General features: G+C 60.1%; 19 protein-coding genes and 2 pseudogenes. 13 read left to right on the forward strand and 8 right to left on the reverse strand.

All coding sequences use genetic code 11. From position 1 onward, the window contains the following. Positions 1–126: 126 nt before the first annotated feature. From QX135_RS20430 to QX135_RS20460, 7 genes and pseudogenes are all read left to right on the forward strand, one after another. A pseudogene (locus QX135_RS20430) lies at positions 127–411 on the forward strand (Hsp20/alpha crystallin family protein); the annotation flags it as partial. 78 nt (positions 412–489) lie between these two features. Further along, positions 490–1,854: a DegQ family serine endoprotease gene (locus tag QX135_RS20435; RefSeq protein WP_316179807.1), complete on the forward strand. Its 1,365-nt coding sequence runs from the start codon at positions 490–492 to the stop codon at positions 1,852–1,854. 407 nt (positions 1,855–2,261) lie between these two features. Beyond that, entirely contained in the window at positions 2,262–2,726 is a 465-nt protein-coding gene (locus tag QX135_RS20440; RefSeq protein WP_316179805.1) for a CBS domain-containing protein, read from the forward strand. 278 nt (positions 2,727–3,004) lie between these two features. Then, positions 3,005–3,367, forward strand: coding sequence for an HPF/RaiA family ribosome-associated protein (locus tag QX135_RS20445; protein ID WP_316179804.1), 363 nt, complete (start codon positions 3,005–3,007; stop codon positions 3,365–3,367). 24 nt (positions 3,368–3,391) lie between these two features. Beyond that, complete coding sequence (gene ald, locus QX135_RS20450; protein WP_316179802.1) at positions 3,392–4,504, forward strand: alanine dehydrogenase; 1,113 nt, start codon at positions 3,392–3,394, stop codon at positions 4,502–4,504. A 120-nt stretch (positions 4,505–4,624) separates the two neighbouring features. Further along, a complete protein-coding gene (locus QX135_RS20455; protein WP_316179800.1) occupies positions 4,625–4,945 on the forward strand; it encodes a hypothetical protein in 321 nt (106 codons plus the stop codon). A gap of 27 nt (positions 4,946–4,972) precedes the next feature. Continuing rightward, positions 4,973–5,389, forward strand: a complete 417-nt coding sequence (locus QX135_RS20460; RefSeq protein ID WP_316179799.1) for a DUF2267 domain-containing protein — start codon at positions 4,973–4,975, stop codon at positions 5,387–5,389. 38 nt (positions 5,390–5,427) lie between these two features. Here the strand turns inward: QX135_RS20460 and QX135_RS20465 are convergent, their stop codons facing one another. The 3 genes from QX135_RS20465 to QX135_RS20475 all read right to left on the reverse strand — a co-directional run bounded on the left by QX135_RS20465 (position 5,428) and on the right by QX135_RS20475 (position 7,392). After that, positions 5,428–5,853 (reverse strand): DUF2267 domain-containing protein, encoded by a 426-nt coding sequence (locus QX135_RS20465; RefSeq protein WP_316179797.1) that lies wholly within the window; start codon positions 5,851–5,853, stop codon positions 5,428–5,430. A 53-nt stretch (positions 5,854–5,906) separates the two neighbouring features. Next, positions 5,907–6,635 (reverse strand): CBS domain-containing protein, encoded by a 729-nt coding sequence (locus tag QX135_RS20470; protein WP_316179796.1) that lies wholly within the window; start codon positions 6,633–6,635, stop codon positions 5,907–5,909. Between the two features lie 70 nt (positions 6,636–6,705). Continuing rightward, complete coding sequence (locus QX135_RS20475) at positions 6,706–7,392, reverse strand: CBS domain-containing protein (protein WP_316179794.1); 687 nt, start codon at positions 7,390–7,392, stop codon at positions 6,706–6,708. A gap of 131 nt (positions 7,393–7,523) precedes the next feature. Between QX135_RS20475 and QX135_RS20480 the strand changes: the two genes are divergently transcribed. Both QX135_RS20480 and QX135_RS20485 read left to right on the forward strand, forming a co-directional pair. Next, on the forward strand, positions 7,524–9,563 hold the full coding sequence (locus QX135_RS20480; protein ID WP_316179791.1) for a protein-L-isoaspartate(D-aspartate) O-methyltransferase: 2,040 nt from the start codon (positions 7,524–7,526) through the stop codon (positions 9,561–9,563). 21 nt (positions 9,564–9,584) lie between these two features. Further along, positions 9,585–10,040, forward strand: a complete 456-nt coding sequence (locus QX135_RS20485) for a host attachment family protein (RefSeq protein WP_316180002.1) — start codon at positions 9,585–9,587, stop codon at positions 10,038–10,040. A 35-nt stretch (positions 10,041–10,075) separates the two neighbouring features. Here the strand turns inward: QX135_RS20485 and QX135_RS20490 are convergent, their stop codons facing one another. The 4 genes from QX135_RS20490 to QX135_RS20505 all read right to left on the reverse strand — a co-directional run bounded on the left by QX135_RS20490 (position 10,076) and on the right by QX135_RS20505 (position 13,040). Then, on the reverse strand, positions 10,076–10,273 hold the full coding sequence (locus tag QX135_RS20490) for a hypothetical protein (RefSeq protein WP_316179790.1): 198 nt from the start codon (positions 10,271–10,273) through the stop codon (positions 10,076–10,078). 24 nt (positions 10,274–10,297) lie between these two features. Next, positions 10,298–10,465: a hypothetical protein gene (locus QX135_RS20495; RefSeq protein WP_316179788.1), complete on the reverse strand. Its 168-nt coding sequence runs from the start codon at positions 10,463–10,465 to the stop codon at positions 10,298–10,300. A gap of 219 nt (positions 10,466–10,684) precedes the next feature. Then, positions 10,685–12,307, reverse strand: a complete 1,623-nt coding sequence (gene groL / locus QX135_RS20500; RefSeq protein WP_316179787.1) for a chaperonin GroEL — start codon at positions 12,305–12,307, stop codon at positions 10,685–10,687. Positions 12,308–12,371: 64 nt separating this feature from the next. After that, entirely contained in the window at positions 12,372–13,040 is a 669-nt protein-coding gene (locus tag QX135_RS20505) for an Hsp20/alpha crystallin family protein (protein WP_316179785.1), read from the reverse strand. Positions 13,041–13,656: 616 nt separating this feature from the next. Here QX135_RS20505 and QX135_RS20510 point away from each other — a divergent pair. Beyond that, on the forward strand, positions 13,657–13,815 hold the full coding sequence (locus tag QX135_RS20510; RefSeq protein ID WP_316179783.1) for a hypothetical protein: 159 nt from the start codon (positions 13,657–13,659) through the stop codon (positions 13,813–13,815). Positions 13,816–13,924: 109 nt separating this feature from the next. On the opposite strand, the pseudogene QX135_RS20515 reads toward QX135_RS20510, so the two are convergent. Then, positions 13,925–14,524, reverse strand: a pseudogene (locus tag QX135_RS20515) (class I SAM-dependent methyltransferase); the annotation flags it as partial. A gap of 895 nt (positions 14,525–15,419) precedes the next feature. On the opposite strand from QX135_RS20515, the gene QX135_RS20520 reads away from it, so the two are divergent. The 3 genes from QX135_RS20520 to QX135_RS20530 all read left to right on the forward strand — a co-directional run bounded on the left by QX135_RS20520 (position 15,420) and on the right by QX135_RS20530 (position 17,165). Next, the gene (locus QX135_RS20520) at positions 15,420–15,890 is read left to right on the forward strand and encodes a hypothetical protein (protein WP_316179781.1); all 471 of its coding nucleotides are present in this window, start codon (positions 15,420–15,422) and stop codon (positions 15,888–15,890) included. 570 nt (positions 15,891–16,460) lie between these two features. After that, complete coding sequence (locus tag QX135_RS20525) at positions 16,461–16,823, forward strand: hypothetical protein (protein ID WP_315785461.1); 363 nt, start codon at positions 16,461–16,463, stop codon at positions 16,821–16,823. A 42-nt stretch (positions 16,824–16,865) separates the two neighbouring features. Then, positions 16,866–17,165: a hypothetical protein gene (locus QX135_RS20530; protein ID WP_315757278.1), complete on the forward strand. Its 300-nt coding sequence runs from the start codon at positions 16,866–16,868 to the stop codon at positions 17,163–17,165. Positions 17,166–17,352: the final 187 nt, after the last annotated feature.

Below are 17,352 nucleotides of genomic sequence, written 5' to 3' on the forward strand. Positions count from 1 at the left end.
GAGTAGGCCGGCGGCCGGCGCTGTTTTTCTGGTAACCGACACAACGGCGCAAATCTGAGCGGAGCGTCGCCATGTTTGACTTATCTCAACAATGATCGTCGCGGTTGCGGTTCAAATGATCATGTCGCAATCACCGCTGAACTACCAAGAATGGATGAGAAGAATATCGAGGTGAAGGTCGATAATGCCGGGCTGACCATCAAGGGCGAAAGGCAGGAGGAGAATGAGGAGAAGCGGAAAGAGCTACCATCCCAAGAATGCAGCTTCGGCTCATTCGAGCGCTACTTTGCCGTTCCGGAGGGCGCTGACAAGATCGAGGCAAGCTTCAAGAAGGGTGTGTTGACGGTGACGCTTCCGAAAAAGCCGGAAGCGCAAGAGCCCGCAAAGAAAATCGACGTGAAGGCAGGGTAAGTTCTGCCCGACAGCTTCCGGGTTGCAGGCAAGCCGCCCGGGAACTGATGCTTCAGTTGGCTGGCTTGGAGCAGCGCCATGCGGTTATTGACAGTCGTTTTCATCGCGATGCTTGCATCGACGGCGGTTGGTTCGGCGCAAGGGCCGCTCGGTATTCCCTCTACGGGAAGCCCGGACGCCGCAATTCCGACCCTTGCGCCGTTGGTGAAGAAGGTTACGCCCAGCGTCGTCAATATTGCCGTCAAAGGACGCGTTGCCCAGGAGCAGAACCCGCTTCTCAACGATCCATTCTTTCGAAAATTCTTCAATGTTCCCGACACCCCTGCGGAGCAGGAGATCAGCGCTGCCGGATCAGGAGTCATCGTTGACGCGCGCCAAGGGCTCATCGTCACTAACAATCATGTCGTGGAGCATGCCGACGAAATTTCGGTGACGCTCACGGACGGCCGCCATTTTCAGGCAAGACGTGTTGGCACTGATCCGGACACCGATGTCGCGATCATCAAGGTGCCTGCCGAGGATCTGGTTGCGATACCGCTCGGGGATTCCGACAAGCTCGAGGTCGGAGATTACGTCGTCGCAATCGGCAATCCCTTCGGCATCGGCCAGACTGTCACGCAGGGTATCATCAGCGCGCTGCGCCGCACCGGCCTCGGTATCAAGGGTTATGAGGATTTCATCCAGACCGACGCGCCCATCAACCCAGGTAACTCGGGTGGTGCGCTAGTCAGCCTGCGCGGAGAACTAGTAGGTATCAACACCGCCATTGTCGGCCCGAGCGGAGGCAATGTAGGCATCGGCTTTGCTATTCCGGTAAATATGGTCCGCGAAGTCATGGATCAGTTGGTCAGGTTCGGCGAGGTGCGGCGCGGCCGGCTTGGGGTAGCTGTTCAGGATTTGACCCCCGACCTCGCCGGCGCGATGGGGCTACCTGCGCATCAATCGGGTGCGGTGGTCGCCAATGTCGAGGCCGGATCGGCAGCGGAGCGCGCCGGTCTTAAAGCAGGCGACGTGATCACGGCGATCGACAAGGCACCCGTGCGCAGCGCTGGCGATCTGCGCAACAAGATTGGGCTATTGCGCGTAGGTGACGCGGCGGAGTTGGCCGTGCTGCGCGCCGGAAAATCAATGGTCATCCGCGCGACTGTGACGAAACCTGTCCAGAAACTCACCCAAGGCGGACAGATTAATCCGCTTCTTGAGGGCGCCACGTTTGGTCCGGTCACGGTGGACCCTTCGACAAAGGGCGTCCAGGTTGTCTCCGTGCAGACTGGTAGCAAGGCAGCGCGTGCAGGTCTGCGCAAGGGTGACATCATCACCTCGGTGAACCAGGAAGAGGTAGCCGGACCCGACGAATTCGCTGCGCAAGCCAAGGCCAGCGCTAGGCGATTGTTGCTCACCCTAATCCGCGACGGCCACGCGCTTTTTCTCGTCGTGCAGTGAACTTACCCTTGCCGTGCGGCCTTGGTTTGTCCGGTGGCGATACCTCGTAAATATCCCCAAAGTGGACGCAAATCGCGCCTTGCGTTACTTCAGGTGCGCGGGAAGCGTTGCGACTTTCCGGCTTTGATTCACATCGTATCCGTCAGCATAAGCTCTTGCGGCTTCAATTGCGGCAGCATCGCCTACGCGATCGAAGATACGCCATTGATGAAAGTGAACGCAGTGCATTGCGGTAGATCAACAGGGGCGATCCAAAATTATGGTCCACCCACGCCGCTCACAAGCAGGCAGCTATGTGCTATCAACGCGACTTGACCCACCTCAAAACCGCAGGCTTTCGCTCCGCCAATTATGGCTTTGGGTTGCGGGAACCAGCTGAATGCCGCGCTTATTCGAAAGGTGATTCTATGAACGTGTCTGACATCATGCGCCGTTCAGTAGCGACAATCAAACCGGATGCGCTGCTCTCCGAGGCGGCGCATTTGCTGATGGAAACCAATCAGCGCGGTCTGCCGGTGGTCGACTGCGAGGGGGCGCTTGTTGGCGTCATTTCGGAGGGCGATTTCCTGCATCGGACCGAGCTCGATATCAGTCCGCCGCCAGGTAACTGGTTGGAAGAATTGCTCGGTATCGAAGAGGATACCCCCGCCCGCCGACGCATGGGTGCCCGGCTGGTTTGTGAAACGATGACGCGTGATCCGGTCTGCGTCGATGAGGAAGCGAGCCTCGACGAGGTCGTTGCTTTGATGGATGCGCGGCACATCGCGCAGCTCCCGGTCGTCTGCGGAGGCTCCGTGGTTGGCATCGTCAGTCGCTTCGAATTATTGGGCGCAGTCGCACGCGCCTTGGGTGCGATTGCAGTAAAAGCGTGAGCCCGTTCCGTCCGACGGCGCACTATGTGGACCTTCATTCCGAAAAGGTGCAAGAGCCGCCGACCGGCCGGTCCAGCAACCGACGAGAGTAGAACTTGTCATAAATCAAGTTGGCAAAGGCACTTGGGCTGGTTCTCCCGCTTACGATGGCCTGACGCAGATGGCCGGGAGTTGATGCGTGTCAACGCGACCGGTCTGGCTCCGCCTGGTCGTTGATCTTCCTCAAATCCGGTCTCCCCACCCGTGGTCGAATGCGGCCATCACAATGGAGATCACTCATGCAGACGCCGGCCCGGATTGAGTTTGAGGGTATCACCCCGTCGCCCGAGACGCGCCAAGCCATCGACCGGCATCTTGCCGATCTGGAGAGGCACTACGGACGGATTACCGCGTGCCGCATCGTGATCCGTGGTCCGGGCGAGCATCATCAATCCGGAGGACAGTACGAGGCGAGCATCCGCCTTGCGTTGCCGGATGGTCGCGAAGTCAATGTGCGCCGTACCCCAAATGCGGATGGGCGCTACGCGGACCTCACCTTTGCGATCGACAACGCCTTCGACCGCGCCCGTCGGCAACTGCAGGATAGCGCCTGGATTATGCGCGGCGATGTCAAGCATCGCGCGCAGGGTCGCGGTGCATAGCCGACGAACCGTTGTGAGGTCGTCATGCTGATCGGTGTGCCCGCCGAGATAAAGCCGAAAGAATACCGGGTGGGGCTTGTTCCCGCGACGGTGCGCGAACTCTCCGCCCGCGGCCATCGCGTCGAAGTCCAAACCCGGGCTGGTGTCGGGGCGGGGATATCTGATCGCGAATATCTGGAGGCGGGTGCAAATATCGTTGAAGCCGCAGAGCCGATTTTCGAACGAGCCGAGCTGATCGTCAAGGTTAAGGAGCCGCTGGCATCGGAGCGTCGGCGCTTGCACCGCGGGCAAACCATCTTCACCTATCTGTATCTTGCGCCCGACCGGGCTCAGCTGGACGACCTCCTGCGGTCTGGAGTTACGGCCATCGCCTACGAAACGGTAACCGACCCGATCGGAAGATTGCCCTTGCTGGCGCCGATGTCGAAGGTAGCCGGCCGCATGGCCCCGCAGGTGGCGGCGAACTTCTTGCAATATTTTCACGGTGGTCGCGGCATTCTGCTCGGCGGGATCGATGGCGTGGCTGCGGCCAGCGTCGTGATTGTCGGCGGTGGCACTGTGGGGGCCAGCGCCGCCGATGTCGCGATAGGTATGGGAGCCGAGGTCACGATCGCAGTCCGCAGCCGGGCGACCGCCGATCGGCTCGCGAGGCGGTTCGATGGCCGGGCCAAGGCGATCGCGGCTGACGAGAAGACGGTGGCGGAGCTTTGCCGGTCGGCCGATGTCGTGATCGGGGCCGTGTTGATCCCCGGCGCAGCGGCGCCAAAGCTGATTTCGCGTGAGACGATTGCGGCAATGAAACGCGGCACTGTCCTGGTCGACGTGTCCATCGATCAGGGCGGTTGCGCGGAGACTTCGCGGGCGACGACGCACGATGAGCCGATCTATGTCGTGGATGGCGTTGTGCACTACTGCGTCGCGAACATGCCGGGCGCAGTGCCACGCACGTCGACCTTTGCGCTCAATAATGCCACCGGTCCGTTCGTGCTGGCCCTCGCCGAAAAGGGGATCGTGCGGGCACTGCGGGAAGATCCCGGCCTTCGCAGCGGACTCAACGTGCACGATGGCAAACTTACATGTCGTGCTGTCGCCGACGAACCAGGATTGCCCTACGTATCTCCCGATGACCTCTTCTAGCCCCGCGGATCTCGCGAGTCCCGGCGCGCATCTAGTCGAGTAGGCTCGTTTGATCTTGCGCAATCCCGGCGTGAGCGAACACAGCTAGGCTGCATTTGTACTGCGTTGGAGGACTGAAAGATGCGAGCAAGACGGATCATCACCATTGCGGCCGCAGCGCTGCTTGCGACCGCAGCCATGGGCCCTACCACAGCGGATGCGCGCAACGGCAGGATCGCCGCCGGCGTCATCGGCGGCATTGCGGCCGGGGCGCTGATCGGTGCGGCAGCCGGCGGCTATTGGGGTCCCGGACCTTACTACTATGGCTACCCCGCTCCCGTCTATTACTATCCGCCTGCACCGTATTATTATGCGCCGTATGGCTACTATGGTTACGACGGCTGCTATCGCCGCGCCGTCTGGACGGGACGCCATTGGCGCCGCGTCCTCGTCTGTGGCTGACGGATCCGTCACGGAAAGGGCGCAGGCATGGCATCGGGCCTAGACTTCGCTGCGGATGTGCAGGCGGTCGAAGACTGGATTGCCGTACTCTTGCATCGTCTTGACTGGCATGACCGACGGCGGGCTTGGTCAGCACTGGTCGCAGCACTCCACGCAATACGAGATTGCCTCGGCCGCGACGAGGCAATTTATCTCGGCGCCAACCTACCGAGCCTATTGCGTGGGTATTACTATGAGGGCTGGCACCCGCATGCGCACAGGTTGACCAGCCGGGCTGGCTTTCTTGAGCGCATTCGTGACGGGGTCAATCATGACTTGGCAGTCGATGCCGAGCCGGTCGCCCGCGCGGTCATGCTTGAACTCGCCAGGCGCAGGCCTGCCACAGTGTTGGAAGATGCAAAAGCAGCTACGCCGCCGGAAATTCACGGACTTTGGCCGGCCTAGTCGCGCCGTTTGCGCGCCTGCTGCAACGCCCTGAATGTCTAGGCATTCAGCTCCCTTATGGAAGCCGGCAGGTGCTGCATCACTTTCTCAAACTCGCCGGGATCAAGGTGTTCCCACAGGATTTCGAACACGCCCCGGGTCACGTTCAATGGGTCGACGGGAAATTGCTTCGGCAGCTCCGACCATACGTGGTCCACGAAATCGCCGAGGTGGCGCTCTTTGGTCGGCGTTCCCGCAGCATGCCAGCCCTCGTAATAGATTCCGCGCAGCAGCAGAGGGAGTTGTGCCCCCAGCTTGATCGCGACTTCAGGAGGAAGCCGGTCCCGCAGCGTGTGAAGCACTGCCCGCAAGGCGTTATAGGCTTCCTGTCGCGTCTCCAGGTTCATCTCCTCCTGGACGTCTTTGAGCCATATGTTGGTTTCCTGGACCGTGTGGTCGAGACTGGTAACGCCTGTCGCACTCATTGATCTGCTCCACTAAGAAGATGATTGAAAGTACATACCGCGCGGGAAGCCGGTCAACTTGCTTTCGCGTACTCCTCGTCCTCCGGGGACTCAATCGTTATTCCCGACATCGGATCCATCCAGCGCAGGTGATCATGCACCTTGACGACACCCTCGACGTTTTCCGCCGCGACGATGGCCGCCTGCCGACCCCCCACACTGGTCAGAATGCCGCTGAGGTGAACGATCCCGTCCCGGACGATGACATTGAGGCCGAACGGGCACCACTCCTGCTTCTCCATCGCCTGGATGATGCGATTGCGGATGTGGTCGTCATCGGCCGTAGGATCGGAAACATGTCGGGCCAGGCTTGCGACGGCCTGAAGGAGATTGGCACGTGTGACAATGCCGACGAGCTCGTTGCCGCGGGTTACGGGTAGCCGCTTGACGTTCTTCGACTCCATCAGCTCAACGACGTCAGCCAGCGGAACCTCCTCGGTCACGGTAAACGGTTCCGGTGTCATCACTTCCGATATCTTGCGACCATGCTCGTTGACGTAATCACCCGCGGTAGAGCCCGGTCCAAAAAGGAAGCTGAGCCAGCGGCCGCGGCGACGCTGGGTACCGGTTTCACTCCTGCGGAGGAAATCGCCTTCAGAAATGATGCCGACAAGCTTGCCTGCCGCGTCGACGACCGGCAGGCCGCTCACATGATGCTTGAGCATGATGTTTGCAGCCTCGACGATTGTAGCTTCGGGCGCGACGGTGATGACCGGCCTGGACATGATCTGATGAGCACGCATGGGAGGCCTCAATTCAGCTAGAGAGGGACGCCTTTCGGAATCGCTTGGTCTGCGCAGGTATCGCGCCGGATCAGTAAACGAACGCCGGCACTCGCATCAGGTGATCATTGACCGCGACCACGCCTGGCACGGATTCGGTGGCAATCCTGATGGCTTGTCGCTCCTTGTCGGACTCCGCAAATCCCCAGAGATCGACAACGCCGTTCGTTACAGTGACGTTGAGGTTGTGAACGTGGGACCAGGAGTGTTTCTTGAGTTCCGCGATCAGCTTCTCCCGGATCGCTGTGTCAGGAAGGCTGATCTCGAGCTGCGGGCGCGCGCTCGCAACGGCCTGAATGATGTTGGCACGGCCGACGATGCCGACCAGCTTGCCCGCAGCATTTACGATTGGAACCCGTTTGATGTGCTTTTCCTCGAACATGTCGGCGATTTCGACGAGAGGCGTGTCCGGCTGCGCTGTCTGGACGTCCGTCGTCATCACGTCTTTCACTTTCAGCGCGTGACTCTGGACGTATTCGGCTGCGAGAGCACTCTCACCAGAGATTAACGACAGCCACCACGAGGAAGGACGCTCGGTGCCGGCTTCCGCGCGGTGCATCAGGTCAGCTTCGCTGACAATTCCAACCACCTTGCCGCCGGAATCGACCACCGGGACTGCGCTGATGCGATTGGCGAGCAGGAGTTTGGCCAGATCGCGTACCGTGCTGTTTTTGCCGACGGTGATGACCGGCGAAACCATGACGTCTCGGGCTTTCATGCGCGGCTCCAGGAACGGGGGTTATTTAAAAAGATTAGTCTAGGGTCGCCTGCCGGCATTGATTCTGCTCAATGTGAGGCCCATCGGGTTGCCTAGGCTGCCATTTGTCGAGGCGTGAAGGAAAGTGGCGCATGGCACCGCAAATTGCGAAGGAGCGTCCTGCCGCGGAAGCCGAGTTTCGTTCGCGCAGGCTGGAGATGGTCGAACACAGCATTGCGGCACGTGGTGTTCAGGACGAGCTTGTTATCGAGGCGATGCGCAAAGTGCCGCGCGAATTGTTCCTTCCGGAGCAGCTTCGCGAGTTCGCCTATGACGACTCGCCATTGCCGATTGCTGCCGAGCAGACCATTTCGCAGCCCTATATCGTCGCCTTCATGGTGGAGGCCCTGTTGCTGAAGGGAGGCGAGAACGTACTGGAGATCGGAGCCGGCTCCGGCTATGCGGCCGCAGTGCTCTCGGAGATCGCGGCCGATGTCTATACCGTCGAGCGTGTCGGCTTGCTGGCGGAGAACGCGGCTAGGACGCTTTCCGAGCTTGGGTACGATAACGTGCATGTGCTTCACGGCGACGGCACCAAGGGTTGGCCAGAGCACGCGCCCTATGATGCCATTGTCGTGGCTGCTGGCGGGCCGCAAGTGCCGGAATCGCTCAAGTCGCAGTTGAAGGTTGGCGGCCGCCTGGTGATGCCGGTTGGCTCGGACCAGCGTGTCCAGGAGCTGGTGCGCGTTACGCGTGTGTCAAAAACCGAATATCGAAGCGAGGACATCGCCGACGTGCGGTTTGTTCCCTTGATCGGCGAGGAGGGGTGGACCGGCGAGGGGAGAAAAGCGGAACGCACCGGGCGACGCTTGCTCCGGCGCACACCCGGCGACGAAGAATTGCTGGTGCAAGAGCTGGCGGACGGCGCCGAGCCGTTCCGCTCCATCGATTCCGCCGATCTCAACCCGCTGCTGGAACGGATCGGCTCCGCCCGGGTCGTGCTGCTGGGCGAAGCGACGCATGGGACGTCGGAATTCTACAGGATGCGCGCGCGCATCACGCGCGACCTGATTGTCAAGAAGGGCTTCAGCTTCGTGGCCATCGAAGGCGATTGGCCGGATGCCGCGCGGGTCGATCATTACGTCAGGCATTTCAACTACCCACCCTCGGAATGGACGGCATTCGCGCGTTTCCCGACCTGGATGTGGAGGAACACCGAGTTCAGGGAACTGGTCGACTGGCTTCGTAAGCACAATGGGGCCGTTCCCCGGGGCCGACGTGTCGCTTTCCATGGCCTGGATTTGTACTCTCTCTACGATTCCATCAGGTCAGTCCTGGCGTATCTCGACGAGATCGATCCGGAATCTGCCAGGATTGCCCGCGAGCGCTATGCCTGCCTGACGCCGTGGCAGCGCGACCCTGTGACCTATGGGCATGCAGCGCTGAGCGGCAGGTTTCCGATCTGCGAAGGCGATGTGGTGCGCAACTTGACCGATCTCTTGGCGAAGCGGCGTGCCTATGCAGAACACGATGGCGATCGGTTTCTCGACGCCGCCCAGAACGCGCGGCTGGTCACCAATGCCGAGAAATACTATCGCATCATGTATTACGGCTCGCGGGCGTCATGGAACTTGCGCGATACGCATATGTTCGAGACGCTGGAGAATCTCCTTGCGCATCATGGCCCCGATAGCAAGGCGGTGGTCTGGGCGCACAACTCCCACGTCGGAAATTCGCAGGCGACGGAGATGGCTGCGCGAGGCGAATACAATCTCGGTCAGCTGTGCCGTCGCGCCTTTGGCGCGCAGGCCTATCTCGTCGGCTTTGGCACTTACAGCGGAACCGTCGCCGCTGCTTCCGACTGGGGAGGCCCGATGGAGATCAAGCAACTCCGGCCCTCGCTGTCCGGCAGCTATGAGCGGCTTTGCCACGCCACCGGGCATGCGCATTTCCTGCTTGGCCTTCGCGGCCGCGACGACCTGTCGGGCCCGAACGCGCTTGGCAAAGAGCGACTGCAGCGCGCGGTCGGCGTGATCTATCGGCCTGAGACCGAACTGGCCAGCCACTACTTCCGCACGGAGCTGCCGCGGCAGTTCGACGAGTATGTGTGGTTCGACAACACGCGTGCTGTCACGCCGCTGGATACCACAGAGCTGAAGGGTCTGCCCGATACCTATCCGTTCGGCCTTTAGATAGGGAGTGGCTCGATGAGCTTGGTGAAGATTCCACACAATGCCTTTGTGTTCGTGGGGGATGGCCGCAAGGCTCTCTTTCTGAGGAACGAAGGCGATGAAATGTATCCGAACCTGAAGACGGAAAATGTCTTCGAGGACGTCAATCCACCAACGCACGAGCAGGGAAGCGAACGGCCCGGACGCGTGAGCAAGGCGCAGCATTCGGGCCAACGCGGCGCGGTCGAGCCCGTCGACTGGCACGACATCGAAGAGCACCGCTTCGCCAAGCATGTCGCTGCCAAAATGGAGCAGGTAGTCCGTCAACGAAAGGTACCCGCTCTCGTCGTCGTGGCGCCGCCCAGAACACTTGCCGATCTCAGAAACGCCTTCCATTCCGACGTTCGGGCGCTCATCGTTGCCGAGATCAACAAGGATCTTACCAGGCACCCGATCGGTGAAATCGAGAGACACCTGACCGGCGCATCGGCCGCTTGATTGGGCTTGACGGAAGGCTGCCAGATCAGTGGCGCTTACTCATCGAGCAAGTCAAGGATGCGGCGGCGTTCTTGCCGGAGCTGAGCCAAGGTAGTGCGCATCGTGATGAGGGCGGCCTTCATCTCGGCGGTATCTTGGCCGCCTACCTCCATCTTCGTGATCAGATTTTCCTGACGCACAAGCTGGACTTCGCCATCAGCAATCTGCTGTTCGAATAGAAGCAGCTTTTGCAAGAGCGCATCTCGATCCATGCAGCGCTATTGGTTAGGGCTGCGAGTTTGCGGAGCAGCAGCGACAGGTGCCTCTCTGGCTTCTTCTTCTGCCAGGAGCTTTCTTATCGTCTCACGCTCGGCCTCGCCGGTATTTGGATCGGCAAGCTTTTGATTATAAAGCTTCAGGTTTTGATTGTGAATGAACCGTTCCATGGGACTGCCCTCCCGACGCAGGAGCAGTTTGTCTTCTACCACGGCGAGCAAGGGGATTTACGTATGTTGGTGAAATATATTGCTCACGTCGTCCTGTAACGGCCGCAGGCTCGCCGTCCGATTCTGAATGAATTGCAGAGGCTTACGCCTGGCGCCGGCTGAATTCCACTTGCCGAAGTTTGAGGGAAGGCAGACCAGCGTCCGCTAAGCCCCACATCCTTACATGCCCATTTCGGGCTCCGGCATCCGCTCCCTCTTTGGTTCGGGAATTTCCGTCATGGTCGCCTCGGTCAGCAGCAGTACGCTTGCGACCGAGACAGCGTTCTCAAGTGCAATCCTCACCACCTTGGCCGGGTCGACAATGCCTGCCTCGACGAGGTCGACATATTCCTTGCGCGAGGCGTCAAAGCCGACATTGCCCTCGCTGGCCAGCATGCGCGCGACCACCACGCCGCCGTCGGTCGCAGAGTTCTCCGCGATCTGGCGGGCAGGGGCCTCGAGCGCACGCTTGAGGATCTGGACTCCCGTCCTTTCGTCGCCTTCACTGGCCCCTTCTTCCTTGCTGACGGCATCCACGCATCTAAGCAGGGCAAGCCCGCCACCCGGCACGATGCCTTCGGCCACGGCGGCCTTGGTCGAGCTGATGGCGTCGTCCAGCGCCTCCTTCTTGGACTTCATTTCGGCTTCTGTCGGAGCGCCCACCCGGATTACCGCCACGCCTCCGGACATCTTTGCCAGCCGCTCCTCGAGCTTCTCCTTGTCATACTGGCTGGTGGTCTTCTCGATCTCGTGGCGTATCTGCTGCACGCGCGCCTTGATCTGGACGCTATCGCCTTTGCCGCCGATGATGGTGGTGTTTTCCTTGTCGGCAACGATGCGTGAGGCCTGGCCTAGCTGCGCCAACGTTGCGTTTTCCAGCTTCAGGCCGACATCGCCGGAGATCACCTGGCCACCGGTCAGGATCGCAATGTCCTCCAGCATGGACTTGCGCCGATCGCCGAAGCCTGGCGCTTTGACCGCGCATACCTTGAGGACGCCGCGCAGCCGGTTGACGATCAGCGTGGCAAGAGCCTCGCCTTCGATGTCCTCCGCAACGACCAGCAATGGCCGGCCTGCCTTCGCGATGTCTTCGAGCAGCGGGACGAGGTCTCGCAGCGCATTGACCTTCTGGTCGCACAGCAGAATGAGGGGATCCTCGAGAACCGACTCCATCCTTTCCGCATCGGTGACGAAGTAGGGTGACAGGAAGCCGCGGTCGAACTTCAGGCCTTCGACGACATCGAGCACGGTTTCGGTTGTCTTCGACTCCTCGACAGAGATGACGCCTTCGCCTCCCACCTTTTCCAGGGCGTCCGCAACCAGGCCACCGATGGACGGGTCGTTATGGGCCGAGATCGTGGCGACCTGCGCCTTTTCCGCCTTGGTCTTGACGGGCCGCGCCATCGCATGAAGTGCAGCCGTCGCCGCCCGCGCGCCGCGATCCAGGCCGCGCTTCAGATCGATCGCGCTAGCGCCGGCGACGACATTCCTGATGCCGTCCGCCAGCATGGCGTGCGCAAGAATGGTCGAGGTGCTGGTGCCGTCACCGACGACATCGCCGGTCTTTTCGGCCGCCTGCCTGAGCACTTGGGCGCCCAGGTTCTCCTCAGGATCCTTCAGATCGAATTCCTTCGCGATGGTGACACCATCGTTGCAGACGATCGGGGTACCCCAGCTCTTCTGAATCAGCACGGATTTGGACTTCGGGCCCAGCGTGACCCGCACGGCATCCGCGAGCAGGGTGGCCCCGCGCAAGACCTTTTCGCGTGCGGCGGAGTGAAACAGGACTTGCTTGTGAGGCATTGCTGGCGTCCCCCGGGAAAAAATGCGGCCCCGCCATCGAAGGACGGCGAGGCCGGTGCATGCACTACTTGGTCGTGATCGGGATAACCGTCTGCTTCTTCTTGGCTTCCTCGGATTTTGGGAGCTTCACGGTGAGAACGCCGCTCTTGTAAGTGGCCTCGATCTTGGCTGGATCGACGCTGGAGGGAAGTTGAAGGGAGCGGCGGAAGGAGCCGTAACGCCGCTCGGATACATATCGATCCTTGGTCTTCTCTTCTTTTTCTTCATTCTTCTCGCCTTTGATGGTCAGGACATCGTCCGAGAGGCTGAGCTCGATGTTCTTGGCGTCGAGTCCGGGGATCTCCGCGGTGAGTTCGAACGTAGTGTCCTTTTCGACGACGTCGACGGCCGGCGTCACCGGGAATCCGAGGTCACGGCGCCAGAATGTATCGATGTCGCGATAGAGCGGCGATTGCAGAAATCCGTGCTCGAAATCGCGGAACAGGCGGTCGACCTGATTTCGCAAGGTATCGAACGGCCGCCATTCCTGGACGCGCGTTGAGGGTGTCGTCTGAGACGGCTCGTTCTTCACCGGCAGCTTCGTTGCAGCTTCCGCCATCGGATATCTCCTTGTTGGAATGAATGGCGGGCGAAGAATAGAAGCGTGCTCGGATCGCCAATTGATTTTCATCAAACAACGCATCCCTGCCTGCCGATAGTTCTGCAACAACCGGTGGGCATTGAGACCAATCAACGACCGTCGGGTCGGCGGCGCGCTGATACTTGGGCTACGGATCGATGATGTCGCGCCAGCCTTGTTCCTGGTTAGGTCTGCCCTGCTTACATTTTCTCCATCCAGGGAAGCGCTTCCGGGACCCAGATCGGCACACGCACGTGCGGTGACGTGGAACCGATGCGCCGTGATCGGATGCGAAGCAGCGACAGGTTGACAAGCGCAAACGTCGTCAACGTGGCGAGTGAAGTTCCTTCTGCGAGCATTTCGATCTGAAAGGCGAGGGCAAGGAAAGCAACAGACAATAGTACGGCAATGGTAGCGGTCAATGGTGTGCCGGTTCGTGAATGAACTTCCGAGAAGTGTACGGGGAGATCGCCCTGCCGTGAGACTCAGCGGCGCTGAGGATGCGGCGAGCTCGCGTGACGGTACGATGGTCACGGATATGGCGGCTATCAGGACGTAGAGCACGGAGGTCAAGATAAGCGTCAGCGTCATCGCCCAGGAATGTTCCTGTGCGGGACTTTGGCTTCTTCCACTACATTGGCGAGGTCTTCAAAACCGACAAATGCGAAGAATGCGAGCAGGCTGGCAAAGCAGATGCCCGAAAGATTCCCCATGTCCAGCGGTGGGTGGATTGCTGGCCTACTCGGTGGACCTATCGGACGCGCTGCGGCAGATCGCGCGACAAATCGTCAGCATCTTCCACGGTACAAGACCTGGCGACATTCCCGTGTTCCAACCGACAAGATTCCAGCTCGTCGCCAACCTCAAGGCGGCAAAGCAATTCGATTGACGCCGCCGGCGACTCTGCTGTCCCGTGCAGACGAGGTTATCGAATGAGGCGGCGTGACCTCGGCATGTGGCCATAGCTGTCTTTGCGGCCAATCGGCCGGATGTCATCTTTACGTCGGCCGCTGGCCTGAGCCTATTTTGAACGCGGTAGGCAGGTTCAATCCATTGTCAGTCTTGTAGGCCCTGGCGCGACGCTCGAAGGCGGCTCGGATCGAGCTTTGAGTGGCCGAATCTTGCTGTCTGATAGCAGCGCCGGTTAGAACAAGACTTCCTAATTCGCCTCGCCAAAGGGTTTCCGTATCGGGGACAAAAAGAGTCGTGGTGTGCTCGGCAACTGCTACCTCGGTGAGCCCAGCCCCCTCCAGCAACCGTAGGAATTCTCCTGAATTGGAGAAGCGGAAAACGTTGTGGCCTTGTGGCAAGTCCAAAGCTACCGATGCGCCGATCTCGGCAATAGCTTCACGGAAAATGCCTTGGATTCGCTGGCGAGATGGATCATCCCACCAAGCGAATGCAATACGTCCACCGGGTAGTAAGGTTCGCACGCACTCTGCGACCGCAAGTTCTGGCCGGGGAAAATGTCCGAGGCCGAACGCGCAGACAACCGCATCAAACGTATGATTGGAAAATGGGAGATGCTCTACGTCTGCCTCGCAAAATTCGATGGCAGGGTATAGTCGCCGGGCAAGTTCTATCATCTTCGGCGATAGGTCAACGCCGACTTGCTACTTGAGGCGTAGTCAACTGTCCGCGACGTTTCGAACGCAGCGCATTCCGCATCGAATGGCTTGGTGATCCTGCTCGCTACCGCGGCGATGCCGAAAAGAAGCGAACTCACCGGCTCCATTGGTCCTTCCTGCTTTACGATGCTGCCGACATGGATGTCGTCGTAATGGCTCGGCCGAGTCTCTTGATTGGCGCCAACATCGCGGCGGCCGCAGGAGGGTGGGCCATGGCGAGCCATTTTTCATCAACCGAGCCGAGGTGCCCCTATTGTGCCCGAGCTTTTCTGGGGCACGGCTTTAGGGAATTGATTTGCTAAATCATTGATGTGACGGCTGAACTGGTGGACGCACAAGGGATCGAACCTTGGACCTCTCCCGTGAGAAGCATGCCCGCCGGGTAGCTGCGGCGCTCCAATAGGGCGAGCAACCATTTTGCCGGGACATTGTATGATGGTGGCGCCGAACGTGCGCCCCTTTCGAATTTCCGCGAATTTGCCCCTTTCGCCGGATACTGAGGTTCGCGGCCCTCCAAGCCACGTAGCTTAGAGCGTAAGAGCCGGGCTTGCTGCCGCCAACATGAACTGCCTCATGCAAAGGATTGGATGAGATATCGCAGGTTTGGTTGGTGTGGGGAAAGGCGGTAGCGGCCCCCCGCTACCACGCGTGACCCACTATTGTAGCGGGCCTCTGGGAACACATCTCCCCGAGCAATGCGGCCAGCTTTCCCTTGACTTCAATCTCAAAGCCCTCCCGGGGTCCCTTCGGGTGAACCGCGACGCCATGCACGAGGGCCCGGAAATCGTCGAACAGGGTGCCTCGGTCGTCGTCGGCACTGGCGTGGCCCGCCATCCTTTCCGCCAGCGCCGTCGACGGTCGCGACATGGCGATCCAAGGTTGCCGGATGCAGGGCCACAGGGATGGGGACTTCCTCAAGCGCGGCCCGTTCCGCCTCGACACGCTGTCGTCCCCCGTTCAGCTCTGCAATGCGTTGCCGGGCATCTTCCTCCGAACTGACATAGCTGATCACAAGATCGATGTTGCGCTGCCGCTCGCCCTCGATCCGATCGCGCTTCGCCTCCAGTCGCGTGCGCGTTGCGGCCGCGTCTCCGGCAAGCCGCTCTCTTTCACGATTGTAGTTGCGCACGTAGATTTCGATCAGCCGAGGATCCTTCAATCCTCGGCCATGCCGCTTAGGACCAGATTCTCGACGTCCCGAACGTACAAGATCCTGCGGTTCGAACAGCTGCCGCTTTCGCGCACGGCCGAACAGCGGACCCGGGTCTTAGCAATCGCGCGATTTCCGGGTACGAACCTCCTCCGTGCGCAACAGCGCACGGACGCAACGGCGTAGCGCTCCATGCGCGGCGTCCACACGCATTGCGTTGCGTCGCGCCCAATCCTCAAGCCCAAGGATCACGCACAATGTTGCTGCGCTGATTGTGGTTCTTGATGTGCAACTCATGCATTGCGTACGATGTACGAGATAAGTGACCTGTTACTTGGAGCGCGAACAAATTCAAACTTGCCACTCACCGCAGTGCCTTCGATGGACGTTAGCACCAATCGATGTCGATCTATTCGGTAGAGCACAGGCGTAGGAGATATCGTTCGCGATCGGCGATAGTGGGCATCGTTCTCAAATTGTAAGGCTTGGCCGCGTATCTTAAATTTAGAATGAGGCATATTCGACTTGATGAAACTGATTGAGGTCAAGTCAAGCATTCAAGACCGGTAAGCGGGCGCTGTGCTATTTCGAAAGAATGCGATCAGGCACCTCGGAGGCCGTTCCTGATCGGTCGACGGGGAGGCGCTTCGCGTCGATTGGGACGAACCCGATCGAAATGAAAGCCAGTAGCATCGTTGATCCAGATCAATAGCAGTCGGCTGTAACGGCGCGATCTTTTTACAAAAGAGGTGCACCATGTCCGTGCAGTCGCCTTTGACTGACTCACCGGGACCTTCGAGCCGAGACGAACGCACTCGCCAGATCGATTCAGCAGCCTGGGCGGTGTTCTTCATCTGGGTCGGTGTCGTCATGCTCGCCGACCTGCCCTGGGCTTGGTTCCTTGTAGGAGTCGGCGTCCTCATTGTAGGCGCGCAGATCGTGCGACAGCAACGGGGCCTGAAGGTCGAGATGTTTGGTGTAATCGTGGGGCTCATCATGCTCGCGGCCGGCATCTGGGATCTTGTTGCTCTGCCCTTGCCGCTTATGCCCATTATCTTGATCGTGCTCGGCGGCTATCTGCTTTGGAAGACGCTTTCGCGAAGGGCTGAATCTTCGTAGGCGCGTGGTAGTGCGCGGCGCAGGGAGGCCGGGATGACTTGGATGACCAAATTGGTCGTGCTGGGGTTGGCCGCAGTTGGCGGCGTGGTCGCGCTCCGGTGTCTTCCGGTCGAGCCGCGGCATCGCTTGACGCGCACAGCAGGTGATTGGGTGAACAAGAAGATGCTCGCCCACATGGGGCGGATAATGGCGAGCCTTCCGGAAGGCGCCCCACCCAAGCTGGTTATGTCTGTCCTGCCCAAGCTCCAGGCGCAGAATGAAGAGATACTCGAGCTGCTACGCGTGCAGAATGAGCTTCTTCGGCGAGGGCAGAACATCAGCGAGTTAAGTTTGGACGCCTGACGCTCCCTAAGCACCCGGAATGACAATATCCGCCGGTCCCCCCATTCGCGCTAACGTTTGTCGCGCAGGATTCTGGACCATGCTGGTCGTAGCCGCTGCCTTCGCCAGTGCGGCGGATGCGCGGCAGGCGCACCGGATGCCGATCTCCGGCCGGGGTGACGGTTACGACGGATATTGAAATGGTCTC

Source organism: Bradyrhizobium sp. SZCCHNR1098 (assembly GCF_032489375.1).
In the GTDB taxonomy this organism is placed as follows: Bacteria; Pseudomonadota; Alphaproteobacteria; order Rhizobiales; family Xanthobacteraceae; genus Bradyrhizobium.